The organism is Melghirimyces algeriensis, assembly GCF_900182565.1.
In the GTDB taxonomy this organism is placed as follows: domain Bacteria; phylum Bacillota; class Bacilli; order Thermoactinomycetales; family DSM-45169; genus Melghirimyces; species Melghirimyces algeriensis.
Genome location: NZ_FXTI01000012.1, coordinates 1 through 24,163, shown reverse-complemented (window position 1 = coordinate 24,163; position 24,163 = coordinate 1). Strand labels below are relative to the sequence as shown.

Annotated in this window: 23 protein-coding genes and 3 pseudogenes; 21 read left to right on the top strand and 5 right to left on the bottom strand. The window is 46.0% G+C overall.

Annotated elements, in window-relative coordinates:
• The first annotated feature begins 92 nt into the window (after positions 1-92).
• The 7 genes from FN782_RS14475 (at position 93) to FN782_RS14445 (ending at position 6,839) form a co-directional block, all read left to right on the top strand.
• Complete coding sequence (locus FN782_RS14475; RefSeq protein ID WP_142506514.1) at positions 93-482, top strand: hypothetical protein; 390 nt, start codon at positions 93-95, stop codon at positions 480-482.
• Positions 483-613: 131 nt separating this feature from the next.
• Positions 614-1,663 carry an ABC transporter permease gene (locus FN782_RS14470; protein ID WP_142506513.1) on the top strand — a complete coding sequence of 350 codons (1,050 nt, stop codon included), beginning with the start codon at positions 614-616 and terminating at the stop codon, positions 1,661-1,663.
• The gene (locus tag FN782_RS14465; protein WP_142506512.1) at positions 1,660-2,937 is read left to right on the top strand and encodes an ABC transporter permease; all 1,278 of its coding nucleotides are present in this window, start codon (positions 1,660-1,662) and stop codon (positions 2,935-2,937) included. The genes FN782_RS14470 and FN782_RS14465 overlap by 4 nt, the downstream gene beginning before the upstream one ends.
• Before the next feature lie 5 nt (positions 2,938-2,942).
• On the top strand, positions 2,943-3,614 hold the full coding sequence (locus FN782_RS14460) for an ABC transporter ATP-binding protein (protein WP_142506511.1): 672 nt from the start codon (positions 2,943-2,945) through the stop codon (positions 3,612-3,614).
• 144 nt (positions 3,615-3,758) lie between these two features.
• Positions 3,759-4,082, top strand: coding sequence for an ArsR/SmtB family transcription factor (locus tag FN782_RS14455; RefSeq protein WP_246064973.1), 324 nt, complete (start codon positions 3,759-3,761; stop codon positions 4,080-4,082).
• Positions 4,083-4,114: 32 nt separating this feature from the next.
• The gene (gene trxB, locus FN782_RS14450) at positions 4,115-5,065 is read left to right on the top strand and encodes a thioredoxin-disulfide reductase (protein WP_142506509.1); all 951 of its coding nucleotides are present in this window, start codon (positions 4,115-4,117) and stop codon (positions 5,063-5,065) included.
• A gap of 187 nt (positions 5,066-5,252) precedes the next feature.
• Positions 5,253-6,839 (top strand): PucR family transcriptional regulator, encoded by a 1,587-nt coding sequence (locus tag FN782_RS14445; protein WP_142506508.1) that lies wholly within the window; start codon positions 5,253-5,255, stop codon positions 6,837-6,839.
• 63 nt (positions 6,840-6,902) lie between these two features.
• Here FN782_RS14445 and ald read toward each other — a convergent pair whose 3' ends face one another.
• Both ald and FN782_RS14435 read right to left on the bottom strand, forming a co-directional pair.
• Positions 6,903-8,009, bottom strand: a complete 1,107-nt coding sequence (ald, locus tag FN782_RS14440) for an alanine dehydrogenase (protein ID WP_142506507.1) — start codon at positions 8,007-8,009, stop codon at positions 6,903-6,905.
• 284 nt (positions 8,010-8,293) lie between these two features.
• Positions 8,294-9,187, bottom strand: coding sequence for a 1,4-dihydroxy-2-naphthoate polyprenyltransferase (locus FN782_RS14435; RefSeq protein WP_142506506.1), 894 nt, complete (start codon positions 9,185-9,187; stop codon positions 8,294-8,296).
• 204 nt (positions 9,188-9,391) lie between these two features.
• Here FN782_RS14435 and FN782_RS14430 point away from each other — a divergent pair, with 204 nt between their 5' ends.
• From FN782_RS14430 to FN782_RS16965, 6 genes and pseudogenes are all read left to right on the top strand, one after another.
• Positions 9,392-10,801, top strand: coding sequence for an isochorismate synthase (locus tag FN782_RS14430; protein ID WP_142506505.1), 1,410 nt, complete (start codon positions 9,392-9,394; stop codon positions 10,799-10,801).
• On the top strand, positions 10,798-12,573 hold the full coding sequence (menD, locus tag FN782_RS14425) for a 2-succinyl-5-enolpyruvyl-6-hydroxy-3-cyclohexene-1-carboxylic-acid synthase (RefSeq protein WP_142506504.1): 1,776 nt from the start codon (positions 10,798-10,800) through the stop codon (positions 12,571-12,573). Before FN782_RS14430 ends, menD begins: the two co-directional genes overlap by 4 nt.
• On the top strand, positions 12,573-13,430 hold the full coding sequence (gene menH, locus FN782_RS14420) for a 2-succinyl-6-hydroxy-2,4-cyclohexadiene-1-carboxylate synthase (protein WP_185956341.1): 858 nt from the start codon (positions 12,573-12,575) through the stop codon (positions 13,428-13,430). The genes menD and menH overlap by 1 nt, the downstream gene beginning before the upstream one ends.
• Entirely contained in the window at positions 13,420-14,238 is an 819-nt protein-coding gene (gene menB / locus FN782_RS14415) for a 1,4-dihydroxy-2-naphthoyl-CoA synthase (protein WP_142506503.1), read from the top strand. The genes menH and menB overlap by 11 nt, the downstream gene beginning before the upstream one ends.
• A gap of 223 nt (positions 14,239-14,461) precedes the next feature.
• Positions 14,462-14,923 (top strand): annotated as a pseudogene (locus tag FN782_RS14410) (RNA-guided endonuclease TnpB family protein); the annotation flags it as partial.
• Positions 14,924-15,055: 132 nt separating this feature from the next.
• Positions 15,056-15,229: a hypothetical protein gene (locus tag FN782_RS16965; protein WP_185956339.1), complete on the top strand. Its 174-nt coding sequence runs from the start codon at positions 15,056-15,058 to the stop codon at positions 15,227-15,229.
• 54 nt (positions 15,230-15,283) lie between these two features.
• Here the strand turns inward: FN782_RS16965 and sugE are convergent, their stop codons facing one another.
• The 3 genes from sugE to FN782_RS14395 all read right to left on the bottom strand — a co-directional run bounded on the left by sugE (position 15,284) and on the right by FN782_RS14395 (position 17,160).
• Complete coding sequence (sugE, locus tag FN782_RS14405; protein WP_142506502.1) at positions 15,284-15,604, bottom strand: quaternary ammonium compound efflux SMR transporter SugE; 321 nt, start codon at positions 15,602-15,604, stop codon at positions 15,284-15,286.
• Positions 15,567-16,211 (bottom strand): TetR/AcrR family transcriptional regulator, encoded by a 645-nt coding sequence (locus tag FN782_RS14400; RefSeq protein WP_142506501.1) that lies wholly within the window; start codon positions 16,209-16,211, stop codon positions 15,567-15,569. Before FN782_RS14400 ends, sugE begins: the two co-directional genes overlap by 38 nt.
• A 361-nt stretch (positions 16,212-16,572) precedes the next feature.
• Positions 16,573-17,160: a CAP domain-containing protein gene (locus FN782_RS14395; protein WP_142506500.1), complete on the bottom strand. Its 588-nt coding sequence runs from the start codon at positions 17,158-17,160 to the stop codon at positions 16,573-16,575.
• Positions 17,161-17,294: 134 nt separating this feature from the next.
• Here FN782_RS14395 and FN782_RS14390 point away from each other — a divergent pair, with 134 nt between their 5' ends.
• From FN782_RS14390 to tnpA, 8 genes and pseudogenes are all read left to right on the top strand, one after another.
• Positions 17,295-18,800: an o-succinylbenzoate--CoA ligase gene (locus FN782_RS14390; protein WP_142506570.1), complete on the top strand. Its 1,506-nt coding sequence runs from the start codon at positions 17,295-17,297 to the stop codon at positions 18,798-18,800.
• Complete coding sequence (gene menC / locus FN782_RS14385) at positions 18,797-19,906, top strand: o-succinylbenzoate synthase (protein WP_142506499.1); 1,110 nt, start codon at positions 18,797-18,799, stop codon at positions 19,904-19,906. The genes FN782_RS14390 and menC overlap by 4 nt, the downstream gene beginning before the upstream one ends.
• A 79-nt stretch (positions 19,907-19,985) precedes the next feature.
• Positions 19,986-21,005 carry an NADP-dependent oxidoreductase gene (locus FN782_RS14380; protein ID WP_142506498.1) on the top strand — a complete coding sequence of 340 codons (1,020 nt, stop codon included), beginning with the start codon at positions 19,986-19,988 and terminating at the stop codon, positions 21,003-21,005.
• 1,087 nt (positions 21,006-22,092) lie between these two features.
• Positions 22,093-22,458, top strand: a complete 366-nt coding sequence (locus FN782_RS14370; RefSeq protein ID WP_142506497.1) for an ATP-binding cassette domain-containing protein — start codon at positions 22,093-22,095, stop codon at positions 22,456-22,458.
• Positions 22,406-22,528, top strand: a pseudogene (locus FN782_RS17545) (hypothetical protein); the annotation flags it as partial. The gene FN782_RS14370 and the pseudogene FN782_RS17545, both read left to right, overlap by 53 nt.
• Entirely contained in the window at positions 22,529-22,930 is a 402-nt protein-coding gene (locus tag FN782_RS14365) for an ATP-binding cassette domain-containing protein (RefSeq protein WP_246064972.1), read from the top strand.
• Between the two features lies 1 nt (position 22,931).
• Complete coding sequence (locus tag FN782_RS14360) at positions 22,932-23,678, top strand: ABC transporter permease (RefSeq protein WP_142506495.1); 747 nt, start codon at positions 22,932-22,934, stop codon at positions 23,676-23,678.
• Between the two features lie 243 nt (positions 23,679-23,921).
• Positions 23,922-24,163: pseudogene (tnpA, locus tag FN782_RS14355) on the top strand (IS200/IS605 family transposase); the annotation flags it as partial.

Sequence of the window (24,163 nt, the reverse complement as noted above, 5' to 3'; positions counted from 1 at the left end):
TTATATAAGAAAAATTCTCATTTTAGGAAGGAATAATCATATCGTCGTTGAATTTCCAATATGGAACATACATTGATGTAGGAGGGATTATTTTGAAAGTCAAAAAACGGTTACTTCAGGTAGTGTCAGTCGGTTTAATTTGTGGAAGTTTATCAATTCCGGCGTCTGCATCTGCAACAACACTTAATGGGGGGTGGACAGAGGGAGAGGGTTCTTGGAATACTGAAAAAGTTAGCATTCAAGGTCCTCAAGCTCACAATGGATGGACAGAAGCCCATCCTGATAAATTTGGTTATGAACGTGCAGTGGGTGAAACGGTTTGGAAAGGAGTCTATCATTATACTCGTGCACGTATGGTAGATCGAGTGAGTGGTGGAATTAGGGCAGACAGTGGAAGAGTACATGGTAGCGGATATACAATTGCCAAGTCTCCTTATGCAAGTGCTATACATTTAGCAAAGACCTTTTGGGGAACCCCCTAATGATCTTAATAATAAGTAAAAGCAGGTATCTTTTTTGATACCTGCTTTTACTCCTAATAGTTAAAATAAAATTGTAAGGATGGCAAGAAGAGAAGTATATTCATTTTTATTTTCTAAAAGAGGGACATTTTATGAAGAAATTGAAGCAATGGCTACGTGATGGGAGCTTGTGGTTAATTATATTATATCTGTTATTAAGTATATTGGTTGTCACTGCTAATTATTATCAGATCAAACAGGAAGAAATGAATCTGTTGACTCGAGGATTGTATAATTCAACAAGTTTCACCTTTGCATTTCAGAATTCAAGTCTGTCTATTGACTGGAAGAAATTGGATACGGATAAACCTTATACGGTTTTTAACGAATTAGATACTAAACAGAAATATGAGGACCGGGCTATTTATTTTAATGAAAAGACTTTTGTTCCCCCGATGGTATCAGGACGGTATTTTACTGCCACCGATTTTTACACCGGACAGCGGTTTGCAGTGTTAGGTCAAGAAGTGGGGGAAAGCGTCAGAAAAGAAGATGTCTTTGAAAAGAACGGCAAGGAATACTTCCGGTTGGCAGGAAAGACGTTCGAAGTGATCGGCCGAATGGGTGCTTCCTATCCGTCGGAGGTGGACGAGTTAGCCCTCGTCAATATGGATGCGATTGATAACCATCCCAATTTGTATGTCATGAACACCAAGGACAACAAGATGAAACAGGATCAAGCCTTATCTGTTAACCAGAATTCCATACCGATCCAGGTGATCGATCGGACTGATCATGGAGCTCAACGATACCTCAGTACGGACTCCTACCAAAAAGGAATCTTGATTTTCATTGCGGGCATTCTGATGATTACCAGTCTCTTGTTTAATCAGTACTGGTTCAACAAGAGAAAAAACGAGATATGCATTTTATGGCAACATGGAATCCCCTTGAGAAAGGTTTACAAACGAATGACGGTTCAGTATCTGTTGCTGGTTTCCATTTGTTATGGGTTGGTTTCTCTGGGAAGCTCGTTTCTATTCGCAGTGTGGGGTGAGATCACTGTTGATTCCCTCAGATCCTATGTATCGCAGCTATTGATAGCATATGGGTTAATCCTTCTCTTTTCCCTTTTGTCCATTTGGGTGTTAAAAGGGATTGGTTTGAAGCCAATCGATGAGAAAGGAACATCTCGCTCATGAAAATGATTCTAGGAGAAGTATGGGAGAGTCTCAAACGACGGAAATGGTTTTCTGTGTTGATAGCGATTCAGATTACCGCCTTATTTTTCACCAGCACCCTGTTTTTTCTCACCCATGCGCAGATCGAAAGCAAATCGGACCGCTTGGAACCCTTGAAGGATCTGACGTTTTACCAATTGTCGGATGATCTTGTGCCGGATAGCAAATTTCAAGCTTTTTTAGACGAACCGGGCTCTCTTAAGAAATCGAAGACATTTTATGAGAATTTGGAACAATACTTTGGAGAGCGTTATATTTATCTGTTTAATCAGATGATTGATGTGAAGATCGACGATGATTCAAAGTGGGATAAATTTTTAAATGGGTATGAGGAAGGGGGTCCCATTGAACGCTTAAAGGAACGGCCTTATAAACCATTGAAAGCGATTCAAATCAATGAAAATGGCTTTACCCGCTTTTCAATTCCGTTAAGTAAAGGATCCGGATTTTCCTCCGAGGATTTCTATTATGATGGAAATTCAATTCCGGTCTTGTTAGGGGCAGAATATGAACCGTTTTACCAAGTGGGTGATAGGATCACGGCTAAGTATCTGCGCAAGGATTTTAAATTGGTGGTCCAAGGATTTATCCAATCCGACACTTTTGTGTTTAATATGAACTATCCGGAATTGTACTTGGATCGTTATATCGTCATGCCGGCTTTAAAATTTAACGAGGTACCCCAGAATGAAGAAGATGCATTATTTCAAAAACTGCATTACCTACAAATGATCAATGGGACTGTTTTTAGTGACGAGGAACCGTATGTTGTTCGTCGGGACTTGGAGCATGTGAAAACGATATCCGATTTTCCCGATATGCAAATGATCGGGGCGAATAGCCGTTCCCTCGATTTCATGTTCTCGGCGATTCAGGTTAATCGGACTCTGTTAAAGGTTATGGCGGGATCGTTATTCGTGGTTTGTATTCTCAGTATCTCGATTTTAATGATGACCAAGTTTCAAGATAATTACCGTAATATGGCCATTCATCTCGCTTCCGGAGCTACTTTGAATCAACTGTTTTTTTACTTTTTGTCTGAAATTCTTCTCATGGTGGGATTGCCGGGACTGGTGGTCACACTTTTGTATCAACAGATCATCGATGTGTCACTGGGAATGTACACTCTGATGAACGTGACAATCTTTGTCGTTATTGTTCTGTTTTCTGTTTCCCCCATTTATTTGCAGTTCCGCAAAATTGAAATTAGCAGTTTGTTAAAACGATCGGAGTGATTCCTTTGATAACCCTAAAAGGTCTGACCAAATCATATCGGAGCGGTGAACGGAAAATTGACGTTTTGAAAAGGATCAATTTGGAAATCGAACAGGGTGATATGCTAGCGATCATGGGTCGGAGTGGAACAGGCAAGTCGACACTGCTAAATATTTTGGCTGGTCTGGATACGGCGGATCAGGGGACATATCAGTATAAACAGGTAAAGATCAGCGATATGAACGGCAATGAACGGGCCCGTTTTCGGAAGCAGAATATCGGGTTTATCATCCAGAATTATACGCTAATCGACAGTAAAAACGTGTTCGAAAATATTGCGCTTCCCTTGCGATACAGCAAACTTTCCAAAGGAGAGATCATTGATAAAGTCGACCGTGTATTAGCGGACTTAAAAATCACGGAGTTGAAGGAGAAAGATGTGGATATGCTGTCGGGAGGCGAAATGCAAAGGGTGGCGATCGCCAGAGCGCTGATACAAGATCCGGATTTGATCTTGGCGGATGAACCGACCGGGTCATTGGATGAACAAACGGAAGAGGAGATCTTGAATATCTTTAAGAAGCTGAATCAAGAAGGGAAAACATTGGTGATCGTCACTCATGACCAAGTTGTGGCGGACTGGTGTTATAAAATCTACTATATGCAGGATGGAAAGGTGGATCTTATTGCTTCGTAACACAGCCATTTACTAAACTGCTTATTAATTCAAAGTTAGTGTTTTTTGGATAGTATCCAAGGATGGGTGGAAAATAAATGGTGAACAATTATCCCCTTTACAAACAAATAAGAATATGCTTATATTATTTGTGAGGTGGTGGTCATGGATTTTGACCAACTGGCGGATTGCCACAAGGCACTGGGTGATAAAACCCGGCTTCGCATTCTGGCGCTTCTTCGCGAAGAGGATCTTTGTGTTGGTGAATTGGTGGAGATCCTGAAGATTACCCAGCCGGCGGTTTCGCAGCATGTACGAAAATTGCGCAATGCCCGATTGGTAAAAGAGCGGCGTCAGGGTCAGTGGGTTTATTACTCATTGGATGGAAAAGACTATCCGTTTTATTCTTCTATTTTACAATCTCTCCCTGATCTCAGCGCCGAAATCACACGTTTGAAAGCGGAAGGGAAAAAGGGAATCTGTACATGAAATAGGAAGAGAATCAGGAGGTTCGGATACGTATGCGCAAAGTAATTATTCTTGGAACCGGGCCAGCCGGACTGACCGCAGCAATCTATTTGGCACGGGCCAATATGGAGCCCCTGGTGATTGAAGGACAGGAACCTGGCGGACAACTTACCACAACTACCGATGTAGAGAACTTTCCCGGTTTTCCGGACGGCATTCTTGGACCGGAGTTAATGGATAATATGCGAAAACAGGCGGAACGTTTCGGTGCCGAGTTCCAACGGGGATGGGTAACAAATGTGGATCTTTCCAATCGTCCGTTTCGACTGACAGTGGAAGGAAAAGGGGAGTTGGAGTGTGAAGCCTTGGTTCTGTCCACTGGTGCCTCCGCCAAGCTGCTGGGGATTCCCGGTGAGAAAGAGAACATGGGGCAGGGAGTCAGTACGTGTGCCACCTGTGATGGCTTCTTCTATCGAGGCAAAAAGATCCTCGTGGTGGGAGGTGGCGACTCCGCTATGGAGGAAGCCACATTTCTGACAAAGTTTGCTTCTCAGGTAACCGTTGTCCATCGCCGGACTGAGTTGCGCGCTTCCAAGATTATGCAGGATCGTGCAAAAGCGAATGATAAAATTGACTGGGCACTCAACCGGGTACCGGTGGAAGTGGTTAAAAACGAAGACGGTGGCATTCAAGGTCTGAAAGTGAAAAACAAAGAGACCGGAGAAGAGGAATTGCTGGAAGCGGATGGCGTTTTTGTCGCCATTGGGCATCGTCCCAACACCGGTTTTCTCAATGGGCAACTAAATATGGATGAACAGGGATACATCGAAGTGACTCCTGGCACCACCCGTACCAGTGTGGAAGGCGTTTTTGCCTGTGGAGATGTTCAGGACCATGTGTACCGGCAAGCCATTACCGCAGCGGGAACCGGTTGCATGGCAGCTATGGATTGCGAAAAATATCTGGAGGGTGCGGCGACAGTTGATTGGAGTCAATCTCTCTGAGTATGATCATAAGGAACCGGTGGAGTTTTTCCGCCGGTTTTTTACTTATTCCTGCAATCTGTAGACTGGAAATAGGTCGTTGTAATGCTTTTCCCTTCTCGGAGAAATCATATGGAAATAAATTCTAATTCTATCATTGTAAATCTTGCTATAATAGTAAAAGATATTGCAACGGGAGGACCACAGGATGAACATGCAAGAGTCACTGAACGTTGCAGAGATCTTGAAGCGACCCATTTTTCAACATGCAAGCGTAGTGGCCGGTTCGGAAGGGGTGCACCGTCCAGTTCGTTGGGTACATGTGTTGGAAATTATGGATGGTTTGTCATATGTGCATGGCCATGAAATGATTTTGATGACAGGTGTAGGGTTGGGACAGGATAATGAGCTCAATGTGCAGTTTGTAAAGGAATTGGTGGAAAGCCAGGTTTCGGCTCTGTGCATCGAATTGGTGCATCAATATGTTCAAATTCCGGATCGGGTGATTCAATTCGCAGATCAGCACCGTTTTCCCATTATTGTTTTTGAGAAAGCGGTTTCGTTTATTAAGATTACCCAGGATATCCATTCGATTCTCATTAATCGGCATCATCATCAGCTATTAAGTTTGGAGAGGGTGTCCAATCAATTTTTACAATTAACCCTCCGCCCCCAGGGAGTGATGCGGATTCTGGAATTGCTGCATCGGGAGACTCATTGTCCGGTCTGGCTTGAGGATCACCTTGGAGAGAACATATCCTGTCCAGAGGCTCAACCCATGCCGGAAGAGAAGGCATTGATCCGACAACCCATTGTAGCCTGGGATGTGCAGGTGGGTGACTTATACGTTCAATACAGCGGTGAACCCCCGGAATTTTTGAGATTGGTATTGGACCGGGCGGCAACCGCAATCGCTCAGGAGTTGCTCCATCGAATTTCTATGGAAGAACGGCAACTTTCCACCGGGCGAAAATGGATGGAAGATCTGATCACTCACGGAAAAGGAGACATCCCTCCGGCAATGGAGTCGGGAATCCGTGCCGGATGTCGGTTGGTTTTCTGTGCAGTGGGTTTTAGGAGAATTTCTTTCAAACATTCCGACCGTATGAATCAGGAAGAAAGCATTGCCGTTTTGCAATGGGCGAAGTCTCTGTCCCGAGTGTTTGAACCGTTGGGAATTCGAGCATGGATGGCCACCAGAGGAGGAAACCGAACGATGATTTTGTTGGATTTGGAACCATCCTCCACTCTGATGGACCGTGTTCAAAACGGGTTTCATCAACTGTTCAGGAATTTGCAAAAACACTCACCGGCTGATCGTTTTTGGTGGAGTGTGGGGGTCAGTCATCCCTTTGATCACTTGGAGCAGAGTCCGCGATTTTGGCAACAAGCATCTCTGGCTTTATCCATTTCCCAAAGGTCAGGCAAAGAGAAGAACCAGATGAACGATGGCAATCATGTGATATGCTATGATGATCTTCATTCCTGGCAACTCTTTTTACAGATTTCTCCTTCCATTCTACATCAATTTGTAGAGACGCAATTAGGAGTTTTATTGGATTATGATCAAAGAAATGGCACCGAACTAATCAAAACTCTTGAAGCGTTTCTTGAAGCGGGGCAATCGAAACAGAAGGCGGCCAAAGATTTATTTATTCATCGGCAGACATTGTATTATCGTTTGGATCAAATGACTTCACTGTTGGGTGAAGGGTGGGAAAAACCTCCCCGCCGTCTCACATTGGATATGGCTTTGGCTGCTCATCGATTCCTGTCGGCACGGGGAGAGGGATAAAAAAAGAAAACCCGAATCGGATTCTCAGGTCCGGTCGGGTTTTTGGCACTTTAAGGGATTCTGTTACTTGTAAAGTTGTTCTGGAGAGGCATATTCCATCCCAAATGCATCGGCTACCCCTTGATAGGTGACTTTTCCTTGAGCGATATTGACACCTTTCAGTAAAGCGGGGTCCGTTTTTTCGTTTAAACCATTGTTTGCAAGCTTTAACACATATGGAAGTGTGGCATTGGTCAGGGCCAATGTGGACGTGCGGGGGACAGCTCCAGGCATGTTGGCCACGGAATAGTGTACCACTCCATCCACCGTGTAAGTGGGATTATCGTGAGTGGTGACCCGGTCGGCAGTTTCCACACATCCTCCCTGGTCCACAGCTACGTCCACTACGACGGAGCCCGGTTTCATTCCGGCAATCATGTCTTTGGTTACCAGTTTGGGAGCTCTGGTGCCAGGGATGAGTACGGCTCCAATGACCAGATCGGCATTTCGTACGGCCTGTTCAATGTTCAATCGATTGGACATCACCGTGCGGACACGTCCGTTGAACAAGTCATCCAATTGACGTAAACGCTGGCCATTCAAGTCGATAATGGTTACATCGGCGCCCAATCCTACCGCCATTTTGGCCGCTTGGGTACCGACCATGCCTCCGCCGATAATGACCACACTGGCCGGAGGAACGCCTGGTACACCACCGAGAAGAACACCACTGCCGCCTTGGGGTTTTTCCAGACAATGAACCCCCACTTGGACAGACATACGCCCTGCCACTTCACTCATTGGAGCAAGTAACGGCAAAGCACCGTTTTCCAATTGTACCGTTTCATAAGCGACACCTGTCATATTTGAATCAACCATCGCTTCCGTCAGAGGACGGTCGGCTGCAAGGTGCAAATAGGTAAACAAAAGAAGATCTTCCCGGAAATGATGGTATTCTTCAGATATCGGTTCTTTGACTTTGAGCACGAGATTCGCACCCCAAGCGTCATCTACGCTTCCGATAGAAGCTCCAGCTTGGATATATTCCTCATCGGTAAATCCACTGCCAACACCGGCGCTTTCCTGAATCACCACTTCATGGCCGGCATCCACCAAGGCTTGTACGCCGGCCGGGGTGATCGCCACCCGAAATTCCCGGTTCTTTACTTCTTTGGGTACTCCGATTCGCATAAAAAAGTCCCCCTGTCATCTGTCTTTCTTTTAAGTTAGCAAAATAAACAGGAAGGTTCGTCTGACAAAGTGTATAAGATTTTAGGGTTACGTTTTTACAGCTCTGTACACTCTGCATTCAAATCAAGCAACCAAAGAAGGCAGACGAGATGGTGGACAAAGTGGGAGAGGGTGTTTGATTTCCGTTTCTGGACTGCTTTTTTAAGCAGAGAGGTTGAATCGGTTCTTTCACCGGAAACCACTTCCCTTTTTTGATAGCCATACTTCCTGAGGATTAAATGCGATTAACCGTACAGATGACCCAGGAACAACCCCAGAGCCAGCAGAAAACCAAACTGGGTATTGACTTGGGCTGTAAATTTCATCGCGTCAATCATTTCTGCATTCTTCGTTTTCCCATGAAATTCCTGAATGGCGCGGATTGCTTTTGGAAGGCTGATCCCTACCAACAACAGCCACCATGACTCTTTTCCGGTGAGGACCAGGGCAACAACCAGGAGATAGGAAACGGTAAACATACCGGCCAGAAACCGGACAGCACCTTGATGTCCCAAAAGGATGGCGAGCGTTTTCCGACCGTTTTCTTTGTCTCCCTTCCGGTCCCGAATATTGTTGGCCATCAGGATGGCGCCGATTAAGATGGAGAGTGGGATGGAGATGAGGATGATATCTGCGGTAATTGTGCCGGTTTGGATGAAAAAAGAAATCGAAATAATTCCCAATCCCATAAAAAGGCCAGCTGTTATTTCCCCCAAGGGGGTATAGGCAATGGGAACCGGTCCTCCAGTGTAAAAATAACCTGCTGCGATGCAGATGGAACCAATGACTGCCAACCACCAACTGCTTTCCATACAAATATAGACACCCAATAAAACGGCGATTCCACAGAAAGCGACGGCGATTCCCATCACGGTTCGCGGGGAAATTCCATAACGAACAATGGCACCGCCGATGCCGACGGAATGCTCGTTATCCAGTCCACGCTTGTAATCGTAATATTCGTTGAACATGTTGGTAGCCGCCTGAATCAGTATGGAGGCAATCAACATCGCCAGAAACAGGGGAATCTTGATATCAGTGATCGACAGAGCCGATACGGTTCCCACTAAAACCGGTACAAAAGAAGCCGTTAAGGTGTGTGGGCGAAGAAGTTTCCACCAGATCTTGGTTTGTTGCATCACGTTCTCTCCTTCATACGGAATCCGAGAACATTATACATTCAAACAGCGTTCTATACCAGCAAAATCCATGGGAATCTCAAGGGGTAAACGGTTTGTTCTGTAGAAAAGGGCATCGAATTTCGGTATACTTGATTTGCGTTTCGTTTCAAGAAGAATGAACGGTATACATCATAGATTGGTCCGGCTTGGGGGGAACAAACCGTGTCAATAATCAAGCAGTTGAATCATTTAGCGGGAATTCAAGAAGGAGTGGTACGGTCCCGCCGGAAAGGACATTCAGTTCTGGTGAGTCAAACCCAACGAATTCCCCATCTGGATCCCCTCTTGTTTTTTGAAGCAGGAGTCAGGGAAGGAGAAACGAGAAACTTCTGGGCCGATCCTGACCGGGAGCTGATCCTGGTTGGATTGGGTACAGCCTGGAAAATCGAGTTAGGACCGGAAGCAAACAATCGTTATCGGGAAGTGGAAAAGAGATGGAGGTTGCTGCTCCGTGATGCCGTACAGATTCCTGAAGATGGACCAAGAGGGACAGGCCCTTTGTTAATGGGTGGCTTTTCCTTTGATCCGCTTCAGAAACGAACCCCTTTGTGGAAGGGTTTTCCCGAAGCAGCCTTTACACTTCCCCGGTTTTTATTGACGGTATACCGAGGAACATGTCTGTTGACGGTAAATGTGGTCGTTAAACCGGGAGATCAGGCAGAAACCTTGGCTGAGATGCTTGCGGAGGAAGAGGAGAAACGGCTTGGATGGATGCAAGGCGTTTCTTCATCCATGGTTTCGCTTTCTTATCATGCTTATGAGGTGGAACCGGATCGTTGGAAACAGTCCGTCAGCCAAGTCGCTCAGGAAATCCAGGCAGGTAAAATGGATAAACTGGTTCTGGCCAGGGAGATTCGGCTTGAATCAGAAGATGCTTTTGCGTCTTCCAAGATATTGAATCAATTGTGGAAGCGACAACCGTCCAGTTTTTTGTTTGCCGTGGAGAGAGAAGGAGCCTGTTTCCTGGGAGCATCTCCTGAGCGCTTGGTAAAACGGGATGGGGATCGTTTGGTTTCCACCTGTATTGCCGGTACAACCCGAAGGGGAAGAGATTGGGAAGAGGACTGGACATTCGGCCAGGAACTTCTGTCCGATCCCAAAAACCGAGTGGAACATCAAGTCGTGGTAGAGATGATTCGTGAGGCGTTTCAACAGGGGTGCTCTCATGTCCGTGTACCTGAAGAGCCAACGCTTTATCAGGTGAGGGATGTTCAGCATCTGTTTACGCCTGTAGAAGGAAGAGCCAAGTTGGGGACGACGCTTTTGTCGATGGTGGAACAGCTTCATCCAACCCCTGCACTGGGCGGCTATCCACGGGAAGTAGCCATGACCCGGATTCGTGAGTTGGAAGTGATGGATCGTGGATGGTATGCGGCACCGCTGGGATGGGTCGATTTCAGAGGGGATGGAGAGTTTGCTTGTGGGATACGTTCTGGTCTGATCCGCGGACAGACGGCTTCCCTTTTCGCCGGTTGCGGGATTGTCGGTGATTCCGACCCGAACAGCGAATATGAAGAGACAAGGATGAAGTTTCGTCCGATGCTGTCCGCGATCGGAGGGGAATCTCGGTGAGTGCAGTGGATGCGTTGACAGCGTATGTGGGAGCATTTGTGGATGAACTGTCCCGAACCGGGATGAAACATGCAGTGATCAGTCCCGGTTCCCGATCCACTCCGTTGGCCTTGGTGCTTCAGTCTCATCCGGAGATCACGACATGGGTGCATGTGGATGAGCGATCTGCCGGTTTTTTCGCTTTGGGGCTGGCCAAAGCACGGGAAGAGGCGGTTGGCTTATTGTGTACATCAGGGACTGCGGCTGCCAATTATTACCCAGCCATCATGGAAGCGAAGCTTTCCCGTGTTCCCTTGGTGGTGTTGACGGCGGACAGGCCTCACGAATTGCGTGACGTAGGTGCTCCACAGACTGTCGATCAGTTGGGGATGTATGGAAGCCATGTGAAATGGTTTGTTGAAATGGCGCTACCGGAATCATCTGAGTCCATGCTCCGATATGTCCGAACCCAAGCTTGTCGCTCCGTTGAAACTGCAACAGCCGGTCCGATGGGTCCGGTTCATCTGAATTTTCCCTTTCGTGAGCCCTTGATTCCCCAACTGTCCACTCCTTCCCTTTGGAATGGGGCAAGAAGGAAAGATCAGGCGACTCCTTATGTCCAGGTTTCCGAAGGAGCCAAAGAGCTGTCCGCTTCGGAATTGGATGTTTGGGCCCAAACATTTTCCGATGTAGAACGGGGGCTGATTGTTTGTGGTCCTCAGAATGATTCCCGGTTGGGTGAGGCAATACATCGCCTAGCAGATGGTTTGGGCTTTCCGGTTTTGGCTGATCCGTTGTCCCAACTGCGGAGCGGACCGCATCCCAAGGAATGGATGTTGGAATCCTATGATGCTTTTTTGCGGGAACAGGAAGTGGTCAAAGCATTATCCCCGGAAGTAGTCATCCGTTTTGGAGCGATGCCTGTGTCCAAGGCTTGTTTTTTGTATCTGAAAGCACACCCTGAATCCAGACACATCGTGATTGATCCCGATATTGGGTGGCGGGACCCTTCGTTATTGGCTTCAGATATGATCTATGCGGACCCGTTGCGGTTTAGTGAAGGGATTGTGGAACGGATTTCGGAAAAAAAGAAAGAGCCCTCATCGTGGGCGCAATTGTGGAAAGAGCTCAATCGATGTTCCCGCTCCATTTTGCAGACGGAATGTCGGCTAGAGTCTTTTTTTGAGGGACGGATTTTTATGGAATTAAAGGAGCTTATTCCGGATGAAGGTCTGCTGTTTGCCGGAAACAGTATGCCGGTTCGGGATTTGGACTCTTTTTTCCTGAATACAGACCGTCGAATTCAAACCATGGGCAATCGAGGAGCCAATGGTATTGACGGGGTCGTTTCCACTGCTCTTGGAACGGCGGCAGCAAGGAATCGGGTAACGTTGGTTATCGGAGACCTTTCCTTTTATCATGATTTAAACGGCTTGCTCATTTCCAAACGATACGAGCTCAATGCCACAATTGTTGTTGCGAACAATGACGGGGGTGGGATCTTTTCCTTACTTCCCCAGGCCACCCAGACCAATGAATCAACGTATGAAGCTCTCTTTGGAACACCGATGGGGTTAGATTATGCACATGCTGTCCAAATGTACGGTGGTCATTTTGAGCGTCCCGAATCATGGAACGCCTTTCGACAGGCTTATGCAGACAGTTTACGACGAAAAGGGCTGACGGTGATTGAAGTTCGTTCCAACCGTCAGGAAAATGCATTTTTTCACCGGAACATTTGGGAGCAAGTGGCTCAATCCGTTCGATCCCAACTGAGAGAGAGGGATGATTGATGCGGATGGATGTGAATGGCATCCAATACCATTTGGCAGTGAAGGGGGAGGGTCCTCCTCTGTTGCTGTTACATGGATTTACGGGTTCACTGAATACATTTGCTCCTTTTGTTCCATCCTGGAGCCGATCGCATCGAGTGATCCGATTGGATCTGATCGGTCATGGTCAAACGGATGCTCCACAAATTCCAGATCGCTATACGATGGAAGAAGTGGGGAAGGATTTACGGGTGATCCTGGATCAGTTGGAGATCAAACGGACACATATATTGGGCTATTCCATGGGAGGCCGTCTCGCTCTTTCCTTTGCCCTGATGTATCCGGAGCGGGTGGAATCCCTTCTTTTGGAAAGCAGTTCGCCCGGTTTGCGGACGGAAGCGGAACGGCGGGCACGACGGAAACAGGATGCCTCTCTGGCAGACTGGATTGAGAGAGAAGGGATGGAAGCCTTTGTCCGCTATTGGGAGGGAATCCCTCTTTTTTCGACCCAGAAGCGCCTCTCGGAAAGGGTGCGCCGTCACATTCGTGAAGAACGGCTCGCCAACCGAGCAGAAGGGCTTGCAGGGAGTCTTCGTGGGATGGGAACTGGCAGGCAACCGTCTTGGTGGGATCATCTTCAGTGTGTGAAACAGCCTGTTGCCTTGATCACAGGTGAAGAAGACCAGAAGTTTTGCCGGATTGCGGATGCGATGGAACAGGGCTTTCCCTTTGCCCGGCAATGGAGGGTCTCAAGGGCCGGTCATGCGGTACATGTGGAACAACCCCATATCTTTGATAAAATAGTGAAGGGGTTCCTTTTAGCTCCAAACGAAATCTTTTTTTCATCATCAAAGGAGGATGAATCGGTTGAGTATTGAGTGGAAACCGGTGCGTGAGTACGAAGATATTCGCTATGAGAAGTACAAACAGATTGCCAAGGTAACCATCAACCGTCCAGAAGTACGCAATGCCTTCCGTCCCCAGACCGTGACGGAGATGATTGATGCATTTGCCCGTGCCAGGGACGATTCCGATGTGGGTGTCATCATATTGGCTGGGGAAGGGGACAAAGCCTTCTGTTCCGGTGGGGATCAACGCGTACGGGGGCATGGTGGCTATGTGGGAGATGATCAGATCCCCCGGCTCAATGTCCTGGATCTGCAACGGTTGATCCGCACCATTCCCAAACCTGTAGTGGCGATGGTTTCCGGATATGCGATCGGTGGTGGACATGTTTTGCATGTGGTTTGTGATCTGACGATTGCGGCGGACAATGCCATTTTCGGTCAAACGGGTCCCAAAGTGGGCAGCTTTGATGCCGGATATGGAGCCGGTTATCTGGCTCGGATCGTTGGACATAAAAAGGCCCGCGAAATCTGGTATCTGTGTCGTCAGTACAATGCCCAGGAAGCATTGGACATGGGACTGGTCAATACGGTTGTCCCATTGGAAAAGCTGGAGGAAGAGACCATTCAATGGTGTGAGGAAATGCTGGAGAAATCCCCCACAGCGCTTCGTTTCCTGAAAGCCTCCTTTAACGCGGATACCGATGGTTTGGCTGGACTGCAACAGATGGGCGGTGACGCGACCCTTCTCTATTACACGACGGATGAGGCGAAAGAAGGGCGCGATGCTTTTAAAGAAAAACGTAAACCGGACTTTGGAAAGTTTCCCCGCTTTCCATAAACCGAAACAAAACCCTCCGCTTTCCCTATTCAGGGGAATGGAGGGTTTTTTATATTTTTTGCGAGCAGCGAGAAAACCCCTGGATTTAGATATGGGAATGAAAGCGAGCGTCAGACGAGGGAGGGGTGTTTTTAACCCCTCTCGCAAGTATGCCCCTCTTTTGCTCTCGATTTTATCTAATAATCATTGTAAAATTGGCAATAGATGATAAATTTAGGAAACGTCCAAAGTAACCAAAGGGGGGTCCAATTGGCACAGAGCACGGATAAAAGTGGCTCGCCTTCACGAAAAGATGGTGAATGCTCGCCATGACTTCTTACATCAGCTGTCTTCGAAGCTGATTCGTGAAAATCAAACGATCTGTATCGAAGACCTCCAAGTGAAGCATATGGTGAAAAACCACAAGCTGGCCAAATCGATCACGGATGCCTCGTGGTCGGAGTTTGTGGCTATGCTTACCTACAAGGCAGCCTGGCATGGAAGAAACGTGGTGAGAGTGGGGAAACAGTTCCCTTCCAGTCAGCTTTGCTCTTCCTGTGGCTACCGAAACAGGGAGGTAAAGAACCTCAACCTTCGAGCATGGACATGCCCTGCGTGCGGTTCTCACCAAGACCGAGACATCAATGCATCCAAAAACATCTTGCAGGAAGGGCTTCGCGTACTTGCGGTTGGGCAGACCGTTTAAGCTTGGATATGATCCTGTCAGTAGACGGGGGTTCCCAAGAATCCCCTGCCCTTTAGGCATGGGGAGTGTCAAGAACAGATTTTCATCACGAACATATATTATCGGCAAACTGTAAAGAGAGGGGATGATAAAATGTATGGAATGTTTCCCCCATGGCATCAAAGTTTTACAACCTCCGTGCCTCCTCATGGTGAAACGCAGTTTATTCCGGATGTTGCCAAACAGGCGATGAATGAACATCTCGCACTGATGCGGGAGATCAATCGAAAACTGGACAATATTGAAGCATTGCTCCGGCAGAAGTAATCCTTCGAAGCTGTCCCCCCTCTTCAGTTAAAGGATGGGGGGATTACGTATATTCTAGTGGCTGGAAGTCAGCTTTAACCCGATCAGGCTAAATAGCAAAAGGGCAATAAAGAGCAAACGGGTCCAATCTCTGGGTTCTCCGAGAAAGAATATGCCAAACAGCACCGCTCCCAGTGTACCAATCCCAGTCCAGATGGCATAAGCCGTTCCTACAGGGAGGGATTTCAGCGAAGTGGACAAAAGCCAAAAGCTGATCCACATCGCAGCCACAGTAATTAGACTGGGAACCAAACGGGTAAACCCTTGGGTATATTTAAGACCGACAGCCCAGACCGTTTCAAAGATTCCGGCGATCACCAGAATCACCCAAGCCATCTTCTGCACCTCCTTGGTCTTTAAAGGCGATCCCCGCCCAGAATAGTTTCCACACTTGGTCCAACCGGGTTTCAAAACCTTTTCGACCGTAATAATGGAGTTGGATAAACGAGCCATCCAGCAAACAATAGTAAGATGACAAGAGATTCTCAATGTCCAGTGGTTGAATCTCTCGCTTTTGGATGCCTTCTTCAAAAAGGGAAGACAAAAGGGAAGAGATCGATTGCTCCCACTTAAGGAACTGAGTACGAAGGGAATCCTTCAAAGAAGGAGGCGGAAACAACATCGCTCGCTTTAAAAAAGCTGTTTCCTGCTCATGTTCCAAAAAGTATTGGCACGCACTGAATAGGATTTGGTACAGCCGCTTTTGAACGGTTTGATGTTGTGACTGTTCGATCCACTGCTTGGTGTATATTTGCTGATGGTGAAGGACTTGATCAAATACGTGCAGAAATAGATCGGCTTTTCCGGAAAAATGCGCATAGATGGAAGGTTTCTTAATCCCCACCTGCTTGGCGATCTGCGCAAGAGAGGTCCCCTCATATCCCTGTTGTGAAAACAATTGCATCGCTGCTTTTTGAATCGTTTCCGCTGAGATCGGTTCCACCCCCTACCTAACGTTCGTTAGGTTCAGTCTATCTGTTTTCTTTAACGGTAGCAAGGTGGGATGTTCCATCATTGAAAAATGGCTTCTTCCCTAAAAAGAGAAAACCCACCCAGAAGGTGGATGAGATAGTTGACAAAAATAATAAGGAGGAGATATCCGGTGGAGCATCCTTTTCCGACAACTCAGCGGAACCCCTGGAGGTCCCAACCGTTTAGCGGATATTTGTCCACTGGTTGGGACCGGAGGGGGTGAAGCGGACTTCTTCCACTTCTTTGCTGGAAGAAAGAGATGCGGAGACGGAAATCCCCTCTCCCCCACTTTGTCATGAACCTCACCCACCCAGAAGGTGGGTTGATTTTACTTATTTTCTAATAAACATTTGAACCCAATGGCCTTTGTAATAGCCGATTCCGATGGTGTTAAACGCCGGGTTGAGTATGTTTTTCCGATGGCCGGCGCTGTTCATCCATCCGGACATGACATCTTTCGGCGTTCTTTGCCCTTTGGCAATATTTTCACCTGCCTGGGTAAACTGGATGCCATAGTTTCGCATCATGGTAAAAGGAGAACCATACGTTGGAGAATGATGAGAAAAATATCCCCGATTGGCCATGTCGATTGCCTTATGGAAAGCGACACGGCTCAGTTCACGATCCATTTTAAGAGGGGCAAGTCCTCTTTTGGATCGTTCCCAGGTCACCCTTATGTTTACTTGGGACGCGAAACGATCAGGAACATAAACGGATTGCCCTTTGTAAATGATATCCGGGTTTGAAATTTGTGGATTGGTGTGAATCATGTCGGTGAGACTGACTCCATGATATCGGGCGATTTGGTAGAGTGTATCACCGGAGCGGACGGTGTAATTCAGGGGATAGGCATAAGCAGGAGAGACCAATCCCAGAAAAAGAGCGACAGTAAGAAAGACGATAGTGATTCGGGTTTTCATCAAATACCCCTCCTTTTAAACGTATCATTCCACAATGTTTCCTTTTTCATCATTTTCCTTCATGGGAAAAAGAAGCGGTATAATGAAGGAAGAACGGATGATGGAAGGGAAGGTTGAAGATGTCTTCATTACATATGGCGACCGAGATGCCCAACTGGTTGAATAAACGGGCCCAATTAACACCTGATCGGATCGCCGTGATTTGTGGCAAGGAGAAATGGACGTTTCAACAACTGGCAAATGAGGTGCAACGAACAGCCCAAAAATTGGCCGGGTATGAACTGAAGCGGGGAGACCGGGTGGCATTTCTCATGCAAAACGGAATCCACACCGTTACGCTTATTCATGCGGTGACGGGATTGGGGGCGGTGATCGTACCCGTGAACAGCCGGTTGGCTCCCGTAGAGATTGCCTGGCAACTGGAAAACTCCGGTGCCAAGCTACTGGTTTATGATGGGACACAAACGGAAAAAGCCAAAGCCGTACAACAGGAATGCTCTGGGATGAATGGAGCGTTTGTTTCTTGGGAAGGTCTTCTCAACAAACCGGAGAAGGAGAAGCAAGCAGTAGATCCGATTTCATTGGAGGATCTTCACACCATTATGTATACTTCCGGAACCACTGGACGCCCCAAAGGGGTGAAATTGACCTGGGGCAATCATTGGTGGAGTGCTACGGCTTCTGCGTTAAATTTGGGATTGGATTCTTGTGATCGATGGCTGGTCCATGTACCGATGTTTCATATGAGTGGGTTATCCATTCTGATGCGGAGTGTCATTTATGGAATGACCGCGGTGATTCACCCATCGTTTGATCCGGTGGCAGCCAATCGGGCGATTCAGGAGGAAGGGGTTACCATTGTTTCCGTTGTTGGAACAATGTTGACACGAATGTTGGATGAGCTGGGGTTGGATCAATATCCCGAATCCTTCCGTTGTATGTTATTGGGTGGAGGTCCGGCTCCAAAGCCTCTTTTGGATCGGTGCAAAGAAAAGGGTGTGCCTGTATTCCAGACATATGGAATGACGGAGACGGCGTCCCAAATTGTGACACTCGCCCCGGAGGACAGTCTGCGTAAATTGGGGTCCGCGGGAAAACCGCTGTTTCCCTCGCAATTGAAAATTATAAAAGAAGGACGTGAAGTTCCCCATTCGGAAACAGGGGAGATCGTGGTGAAAGGTCCCAATGTGACTTCGGGTTATTGGAAGCGGGAAGATGCCACGAAAAAGGCGATTCGGGAAGGATGGCTGTTTACCGGAGATCTTGGTTACCTGGATGAAGAAGGGTTTTTGTATGTATTGGACCGGAGAAGTGACTTGATTATTTCCGGTGGGGAAAATATTTATCCGGCGGAAGTGGAAGCGGCGTTGGTTTCTCATTCAGCCGTGGAAGAAGCGGGAGTCGTTGGGGTTTCCGATGAAACCTGGGGGCAGGTTCCTGTGGGATTTGTGAAATGGAAAGAGGGGAAACAGGTCGAGGAAGAAGAATTAATTCGTCATTGTGAGAAACGATTGGCTGGCTATAAGGTGCCCATCCGCATTTACCCGGTCAAGGAGATGCCCAAAAGTGCGTCCAACAAAATCCTGCGGCGACAGCTGGTGAAACAGATTCCCGGAGCGAAAAAGGAGAATCCAAGATGATGATTCAAAAGGTGACATTACATCATGTTCGTATTCCGCTGAAAACTCCTTTTGCCAATCGCTTGACCACCGTTACTGATCGGGATCTCATCTTGGTAGAGGCGGAAGATGAACAGGGGAGCGTTGGATGGGGAGAGTGTGTTGCATTTTCTTCTCCCTGGTATACCGAGGAAACAGTGGGTACCGCGTGGCATGTGATGGAGGAATTTCTCATTCCACTGTTATTGCACCATCGGCTGGAACATCCGATGGAGGTGCCGGAACGGTTTGCTCCGGTTCGTCGTCATTATATGGCGAAAGCGGCTCTGGAAGGGGCTGTCTGGGATATTTGGAGCCAACGTCAGGGGATCTCACTGGCCCAGGCGCTGGGAGGAACCCGAAAGCGGATCGCGGCAGGAGTGGTGGTTGGAACAGGGTCCCCGGAGGATATGATGGCGACAATTCATCGCCGAGTGGACGAGGGATATCGTCGAATAAAAGTGAAGGTAAAACCAAATGCGGATGTGGACGTATTGACACAGATTCGCAAGGAATTTCCGGATCTCCCATTGATGGTGGATGCCAACTCTGCCTATACCCTCAACGACTTGGAACATTTAAAGCGTTTGGACTCTTTTAAGCTGTTGATGATTGAACAGCCCCTCGCAGCGGACGATATTGTAGACCATGCCTTGCTTCAAAGGGAATTGTCCACACCCATCTGTCTGGATGAGAGCCTCCATTCGTTGGAGGATGTCCGGAAAGCTGTGGAGATGGGGAGTTGTCAAATTGTAAATGTGAAAGTGGGTCGGGTAGGCGGACTTTCCGAGGCGAAACGCATCCATGATTATTGTCAGGCGCGGAATATTCCGGTTTGGTGTGGTGGGATGCTGGAATCGGGAATCGGTCGCGCTCACAATATTGCCCTTGCTTCTCTCGCAGGGTTTGTACTTCCTGGAGATATTTCTGCTTCCAACCGATACTGGGAGAGGGATCTGATTCAGCCTGAAGTGGTGGTACACAATGGGATGATCGACGTTTCTTTTGATCGGCCGGGGATTGGTTTTGCTGTGGATCGAAAACGCGTAGAGGAGATTTGTCTGGCTAAACGGACGTTTACTCGATGAAAAAGTACATGGTTTAACCTATTGATCCAAATGGGTATATATTTCTGGTAACGAAATAAAAAAGCAAATGGGGGATTCCATGTCCAGCAAAACCAATCGACAGATTTTGTTTGTCAAAAGGCCTGAAGGATTGCCAGATGATCGTACGTTTCAAATGACAGAAGCCCCGGTACCTGTCCCGGAGCAAGGAGAAGTTTTGGTTCGAACGGTTTACTTATCCGTCGACCCCTATATGCGAGGGAGAATGAATGATACAAAATCCTATGTTCCACCCTTTCCGTTGAATGAAGTTATTGTCGGAGGCGTTGTAGGACAGGTGGAGGATTCAAAACATCCGGACTTCCATCCAGGTGATCTTGTGACGGGAATGATGGGTTGGCAGGATTATTCTGTGGTGAAAGGGGAGGAACTCAGAAGAGTGGACCCCAGTCGGGTACCGCCTTCCACTGCGCTTGGTGTACTGGGGATGCCTGGGTTGACCGCTTATTTTGGACTATTGGATATTGGAACCCCTAAAAAAGGAGAGACAGTGGTTGTCTCCGGTGCTGCCGGTGCTGTAGGGACGGTAGTGGGTCAAATCGCCAAGCTGAAAGGATGCCGTGTCGTTGGAATCGCTGGTTCCGAAGAGAAAGTTCGCTTTCTGAAGAGCGAACTGGGTTTTGATGCGGTGATCAACTACAAAAATCAGGATGTAAAACAAGCGCTCAAAGAAGCCTGCCCAGATGGGGTGGATATCTACTTTGATAATGTGGGTGGAGAAATCTCCGATCATGTCATCGCAAGAATCAACGATTTTGCACGGATTGTGATTTGCGGTCAGATTGCCCTTTATAATCTGGAAAAACCGGATCTCGCTCCGCGTATTGAACCGCTACTTTTGATGAAACGTGTGAAGATGCAAGGTTTTATCGTTTCCGACTACCAAAACCGATATCAGGAAGGGCTTACCCATTTGTCCGAATGGGTGGCTGAAGGGAAAATCAAGTATCGCGAAAATATTGTGGAAGGTCTGGAAAACACCCCTGAGGCATTCCTTGGTCTATTTCGGGGGGAAAACCTGGGCAAACAGTTGGTAAAAGTGTCAGAGATTCAGACATAAATGTGTCACTTTGGGAGTGATATAAAAAAGCTATCTTTTAACGATAGCTTGAGACTGCTGACAAAGTATGAAGGTCAGCAGTCTTTTTATGTCGAATAACATAAAGAGAACTTATTTGCAAAGGACGGATATCATCGGAAGCGACAAGGGAATATGGAGTTTGTATCCATAGAAGAACTGGTGCCGGAAGATCACTTGTTGCGCAAGATTGATGAAACGATCGATTTTTCGTTCATTTTATTTGTTATCTCATAACGGCGGGCGACCGCCGATCTATTTCCAGCTTCCAAGGCTTCCTTGACCACTTGCACTTATATTCATTGGAGTACTATTGTCGTTTCACTTAAAAAACCCCTATCGGACTTCGTGATCTCCAAAGTCCGATACCATCTAAAAGAAAATTTTCGAATTTCCGTTTCTTCATGAGCTTCCAAGCAAGGACAGTACCATTCAGCGTATTCCCTCCCGTGAGCAACAAGATTCACCCAAAGTTTTTTGACGTATTGAAAATATACTTAGTTATTGAATTAATCGGAAATCAAACCAAAGCACTTAAATCGGAGTTTGATTATTTGATTGAATCTTTTTGTTTATTGGTCGTATTTGAATCTCTGTTACAAATGAAATGCCTGCAAATATTAACACCAAGGACAAACCATTGCTGTCTGCCATTACTACTATGGCTTTGGAGCCCTTTTCTGACTTGGTTTTTCCGACATGAGATTCTTTTTTTTAGACGGTACAAAGCTACCATTGAGAAAAGCTTGGCTCCACTCTATCTTCGATGGTTCATCCAGTTGAGAAAGAAGTGTGATCCCAAGCCCATTGTTGCAACCTTCCAACACGTGGTGGGTGAACCCTATTTTCATGGCAGATCTGCCCATGGACATCCGGTTTTCAAAATATAGAGGATTCCATTTAACGTCTTCAGGTCGGCTGAAGGGTAACCCATGTTCTTTTTTTCACAGGCAAAAGAGGTTCGATCATTTCTAGTTGATCCGTTATCTTGTGTCTACTCATAATACTTTTGTTTTATAACATTTTCCAAATAGGTTCTAGGGTCTTATATTTAGAGGGAGTGTCGTTTATGAAGCCGATTATAAGCGTGGAGAACCTATATAAATCATACAAAGATAAAATAGCTATAAATAATATCAGTTTTAAGGTGAATGAAGGGGAGATTTTTGGGATATTAGGTCCTAATGGCGCTGGGAAAACAACGACAATTGAATTGTTGGAAGGTTTACGAAAAAAAGATCACGGATATTTAAAAGTTATGGGATACTGTCCTTTCCATAATTTCAGGAATATCAAAAAGAAAATTGGGGTTCAACTCCAAAAAACATCGTTGCCACCGAAAATAAAAGTGAAGGAGGTAATCCAACTATTCTCTTCATTGTATGAAAAAAATAACAAAACAGCGACTAACGTTAGCGATTGCTCTGTTCCATAATCCCAAAATTATTTTCCTCGACGAACCGACAACAGGGCTGGATCCAGAAGCAAAAAGAAGAATATGGGATTTGCTTTTTGAATACCGGGATAAGGGATCAACTATTATTATTACCACCCATCAAATGGAAGAAGCAGAAGCATTTTGTGATCGGGTAGCAATTTTTCTAAACGGAAGCATCGTTGACTTGAACTCTCCTAGTTACTTATTAAAGAAATATGAAAACCAAAATCAGTATATTGAGTACGTTTCAGAAGAATTTAATACAAATATTCTAAAAAAATATGATAGGAATATTATTGTAGAGGAGAAAAATAATAAATATATAGTTTATTCATCGAATATCCAAAAAACTGCCTATCATATTTTTCGCTTATCAGAAAACAAAGGTTGGAAAATCCAATCTTTTAAATATAATGCCAATACTATGGAAGATACATATTTGAAGGCTATTGATCAGGAGGATATCTGAAATGCAAGCGACTTGGATGTTAACCCTTATTGAAGTAAAGATGTTTTTCAGGGAAAAGCAAGCAGTCTTTTGGACTTTTTTATTTCCACTTGTCTTTTTGTGGATATTCGGTTCTTTTTATAATTCAATGGAAATAAGAGAAGTTAACTTTAGCCAGCACTATGTTCCCGCTTGGATCGCAGTTAACTTATTAACAACGGCTTTTTTTACACTTGGTACAATACTTACAGTATATAGAGAACAGGATATATTGAGAAGATTCAGGATTTCTCCGTTAGAGCCATGGATGATATTACTTGCGCATACTTTGCATGGATTATTTATTTTCGTCATCAGTATTTTTATATTGTTGATATTTGGATATTTGTTTTATGATCTAACCTTTCCGAAACAGATTTGGTCAACGGTTTTTGCTGTTATACTTTCCACTTGCGCTATTTTCCCACTGGGTATGTTTTTTACCTCATTAGCAAAAAGTACGCGTACAGCTTCCGCTATTAGTTCCGTTTTTTTAAATATATCTATATTCTTATCCGGGGCTACGTTTCCTGTAGATGTACTACCGTATTATTTAAAAGTGTTTGCTAAGTTACTTCCACTATATTATGCAGTTGAATTTATCAGAGGCACATGGAATGGTAATCATCTCCAAGTCCATCAACAGGAAATTATCATTTTGTCCATGTTGTCTATTGTAACGATTTTTCTTTCTGTGAAATACTTTAAATGGAGTAAACAAGAGGTATAAAGGTATCTGCTGACAAGTTTCAATCGAATCGGAGTCGGATAGCCAATTTTAACAATTTTTTATATCTTTGCGAGCGAGAAAACCCCTAGCTTTAGCTATGGGGATGAGAGCGAGCGTCAGGCGAGGGAGGGGTGTTTTTTACCCCTCTCGCAAGCCTGACCCTCTTTTGCTCTCTTTTTTTGCTCCTGTTTAATTAGATATATTGAATCTATATAATATTCGTTGTAAAATTAGCAATAGGTGATGAATTTGAGAACGGTTCAAAGTAATCGAAATGTCGTGTACGACTGCAAGTTTTTGTCCCAAGTATCGACGAAAAGTGCTGGTTTCGCCTGTAAGTGATCGGCTGAAAGAGCTGTTCGCAGAAAAAGCAAGAGAGCTGGAAGTTACGATTTCCAGTATGGAAATCATGCCCGATCATGTGCATTTACTCATACAATGTGATCCGCAGTTTGGGATACACAGGGCAGTTAAACATCTCAAAG

Excerpts from the sequence above, each read along its gene's own strand:
- FN782_RS14470 (WP_142506513.1), top strand. The coding sequence starts at position 614 with ATGAAGAAATTGAAGCAATGGCTACGTGATGGGAGCTTGTGGTTAATT.
- FN782_RS14465 (WP_142506512.1), top strand. The coding sequence starts at position 1,660 with ATGAAAATGATTCTAGGAGAAGTATGGGAGAGTCTCAAACGACGGAAA.
- FN782_RS14455 (WP_246064973.1), top strand. The coding sequence starts at position 3,759 with ATGGATTTTGACCAACTGGCGGATTGCCACAAGGCACTGGGTGATAAA.
- trxB (WP_142506509.1), top strand. The coding sequence starts at position 4,115 with ATGCGCAAAGTAATTATTCTTGGAACCGGGCCAGCCGGACTGACCGCA.
- FN782_RS14445 (WP_142506508.1), top strand. The coding sequence starts at position 5,253 with ATGAACATGCAAGAGTCACTGAACGTTGCAGAGATCTTGAAGCGACCC.
- ald (WP_142506507.1), bottom strand. The coding sequence starts at position 8,009 with ATGCGAATCGGAGTACCCAAAGAAGTAAAGAACCGGGAATTTCGGGTG.
- FN782_RS14435 (WP_142506506.1), bottom strand. The coding sequence starts at position 9,187 with ATGCAACAAACCAAGATCTGGTGGAAACTTCTTCGCCCACACACCTTA.
- menH (WP_185956341.1), top strand. The coding sequence starts at position 12,573 with ATGCGGATGGATGTGAATGGCATCCAATACCATTTGGCAGTGAAGGGG.
- FN782_RS16965 (WP_185956339.1), top strand. The coding sequence starts at position 15,056 with ATGTATGGAATGTTTCCCCCATGGCATCAAAGTTTTACAACCTCCGTG.
- sugE (WP_142506502.1), bottom strand. The coding sequence starts at position 15,604 with ATGGCTTGGGTGATTCTGGTGATCGCCGGAATCTTTGAAACGGTCTGG.
- FN782_RS14395 (WP_142506500.1), bottom strand. The coding sequence starts at position 17,160 with ATGAAAACCCGAATCACTATCGTCTTTCTTACTGTCGCTCTTTTTCTG.
- FN782_RS14390 (WP_142506570.1), top strand. The coding sequence starts at position 17,295 with ATGGCGACCGAGATGCCCAACTGGTTGAATAAACGGGCCCAATTAACA.
- menC (WP_142506499.1), top strand. The coding sequence starts at position 18,797 with ATGATGATTCAAAAGGTGACATTACATCATGTTCGTATTCCGCTGAAA.
- FN782_RS14380 (WP_142506498.1), top strand. The coding sequence starts at position 19,986 with ATGTCCAGCAAAACCAATCGACAGATTTTGTTTGTCAAAAGGCCTGAA.
- FN782_RS14370 (WP_142506497.1), top strand. The coding sequence starts at position 22,093 with ATGAAGCCGATTATAAGCGTGGAGAACCTATATAAATCATACAAAGAT.
- FN782_RS14360 (WP_142506495.1), top strand. The coding sequence starts at position 22,932 with ATGCAAGCGACTTGGATGTTAACCCTTATTGAAGTAAAGATGTTTTTC.